General features: G+C 73.6%; 1 protein-coding gene. It reads left to right on the forward strand.

Going from position 1 to position 2,761, the window contains the following annotated elements; all coding sequences use genetic code 11:
- A partial coding sequence (locus tag I3F58_RS29075) for an Rne/Rng family ribonuclease (protein WP_240111704.1) occupies window positions 1-2,761 on the forward strand: 2,761 nt, incomplete at both ends.

Here is a 2,761-nt window from a genome sequence, read left to right on the forward strand (position 1 = left end):
GCCCGCCGCCGAGCCGCAGCAGCCCGAGCCCGCCGTCGAGGAGGCCGAGGCGCCGGAGCGGAAGCGCCGCCGGGCGACCCGCAAGGTCGCCGCGCCATCCGCCGGTGCGGAGGCCGTGGTGGAGGCCGAGCCCACGGCCGCCGAGCCCGAGGCGGCGGTGTCCGGGACCGTCGAGGCCGCCGAGGAGGAGGCCGCGCCCGCCCGCAAGCGGCGCCGTGCCACCCGCAAGACCGCCGCTCCCGCACCCGCCGCAGCGGCGGAGGAGAGCGAAGAGACCGAGGCGGGGGAGACGCTGCCCGTCGGCACGGTCGCGCAGATCACCGCCGACTCCTCGGGTGCCGAGGTCGCCGCCGCCGAACAGGCCGCGTCCCGTGGCCGCACCCGCCGCCGGGTGACGAAGCCGCAGTTCACCGCCGAACCCGCGCAGGCCGCTCGGCCCGCCGAGTCCGCGCGGTCCGCGAAGGCCGCCGAGCCGGCGAAGAAGGCCGAGCCTGCCCGGTCCCGCCGCGCCCAGCGGCCCGCCGTGCCGGTCTTCCAGGCACCGGTCTTCAACGAGCCCATGTTCCAGACTCCGGAGACGGCCGCAGCCGCCGCCGCGGCCGAGGCCGCCGCTGCCGCCGAGGCCGCCGAGCCGGAGGCCGAGGAGGAGACCGTCACCGTCGAGCGCGTGGAGACCGGTGGCCGTCGCCGCCGCCGGCGCCGCGCCGAGGCGGCGGAGACCACCGTCGAGCCGGTCAGGGCCGTGGAGGCCGCCGAGACCCCCGCACCGGCCGTCGAGGCCGAGGAGGAGGCCGAGGAGGAGGCCGAGGCCGAGGGCGAGGAGTCGACGGAGTTCGAGGAGCGTCCGTCGCGCCGTCGTCGGCGTGGGGGCCGTCGCCGCCGCCGTGGTGACGCCACGGAGGCCGAGGAGGCCGCCGCCGAGGCCGAAGAAGCGGAGGCCGAAGCCGAGGAGGCCGCCGAGGAGGAGGCCGAGACCGAGGGCGAGGGCACTCCGTCCGCCGCCGGTACCAGCAGCTCCCGTCGCCGTCGCCGTCGCCGTCGCCGTACGGGCGAGCCCGGGGAGGCCGAGGCCACGGAGGAGGACGGCGTCCGCACGGTCGTCAAGGTGCGCGAGCCGCGACCCCAGCGGGAGAAGGGGGCGGAGCCGTCCGACGAGGTGCAGTCCATCAAGGGCTCCACCCGCCTGGAGGCCAAGAAGCAGCGTCGCCGTGAGGGCCGCGAGCAGGGCCGCCGTCGCGTCCCGATCATCACCGAGGCCGAGTTCCTCGCCCGCCGCGAGGCCGTCGAGCGCGTGATGGTCGTGCGCCAGAACGGCGACCGCACCCAGATCGGCGTCCTTGAGGACAACGTGCTCGTCGAGCACTACGTCAACAAGGAGCAGGCCACCTCCTACGTCGGCAACGTCTACCTGGGCAAGGTCCAGAACGTGCTGCCGTCCATGGAGGCCGCGTTCGTCGACATCGGCAAGGGGCGCAACGCCGTCCTGTACGCGGGTGAGGTCAACTTCGAGGCACTGGGGCTTGCCAACGGCCCGCGCCGGATCGAGACCGCCCTGAAGTCCGGCCAGTCCGTCCTCGTCCAGGTGACGAAGGACCCGATCGGCCACAAGGGCGCCCGTCTCACCAGCCAGGTCTCCCTGCCCGGCCGCTACCTCGTGTACGTGCCCGAGGGCTCGATGACCGGTATCAGCCGCAAGCTGCCGGACACCGAGCGCGCCCGGCTGAAGACCATCCTCAAGAAGATCGTCCCTGAGGACGCGGGTGTCATCGTGCGCACCGCCGCCGAGGGTGCGAGCGAGGACGAGCTGCGCCGCGACGTCGAGCGGCTCCAGGCGCAGTGGGAGGACATCCAGAAGAAGTCCAAGAACGGCAACGCGCCGACGCTGCTGTACGGCGAGCCGGACATGACCGTCCGGGTCGTCCGGGACATCTTCAACGAGGACTTCTCGAAGGTCATCGTCAGCGGCGACGACGCGTGGGAGACCATCCACGGGTACGTGTCCCACGTGGCGCCCGACCTGGCGGACCGGCTGCAGCGCTGGACGTCCGAGGTCGACGTGTTCGCCACGTACCGGATCGACGAGCAGCTGATGAAGGCGCTGGACCGCAAGGTCTGGCTGCCCTCCGGCGGCTCGCTGGTGATCGACAAGACCGAGGCCATGGTCGTGGTCGACGTCAACACCGGCAAGTTCACCGGCCAGGGCGGCAACCTGGAGGAGACCGTCACCAGGAACAACCTGGAGGCGGCCGAGGAGATCGTGCGCCAGCTGCGGCTGCGCGACCTGGGCGGCATCGTCGTCATCGACTTCATCGACATGGTGCTGGAGTCCAACCGGGACCTGGTGCTGCGACGGCTGCTGGAGTGCCTGGGCCGGGACCGGACCAAGCACCAGGTGGCCGAGGTGACCTCGCTGGGCCTGGTCCAGATGACCCGCAAGCGGGTCGGCCAGGGCCTGCTGGAGTCGTTCTCCGAGACCTGTGTCCACTGCAACGGGCGCGGTGTCATCGTCCACATGGAGCAGCCGACCACCGCCGGTGGCGGCGGTGGCGGCAAGCGGGCGCGCAAGCGCGGCCGCGGTGCCGGCGCCGAGCAGCCGGAGGCCGTGGCCGCCGCCGCGACGGCCGTCGAGACGCCGGTCGCGGAGGGTGAGCCGGTCGCGGAGACCGAGGCCGAGGTGGCCGCTGAGGCCGCCGCGCCGGTCGGGCGGTCAGAATGCGCCCCATGGGGCATGTCGAGGTCGCACATCTTGAGTACTGCCTGC

Origin of the sequence: Streptomyces sp. MUM 203J, from assembly GCF_022414595.1 — a bacterium.
Taxonomy (GTDB): Bacteria; Actinomycetota; Actinomycetes; order Streptomycetales; family Streptomycetaceae; genus Streptomyces.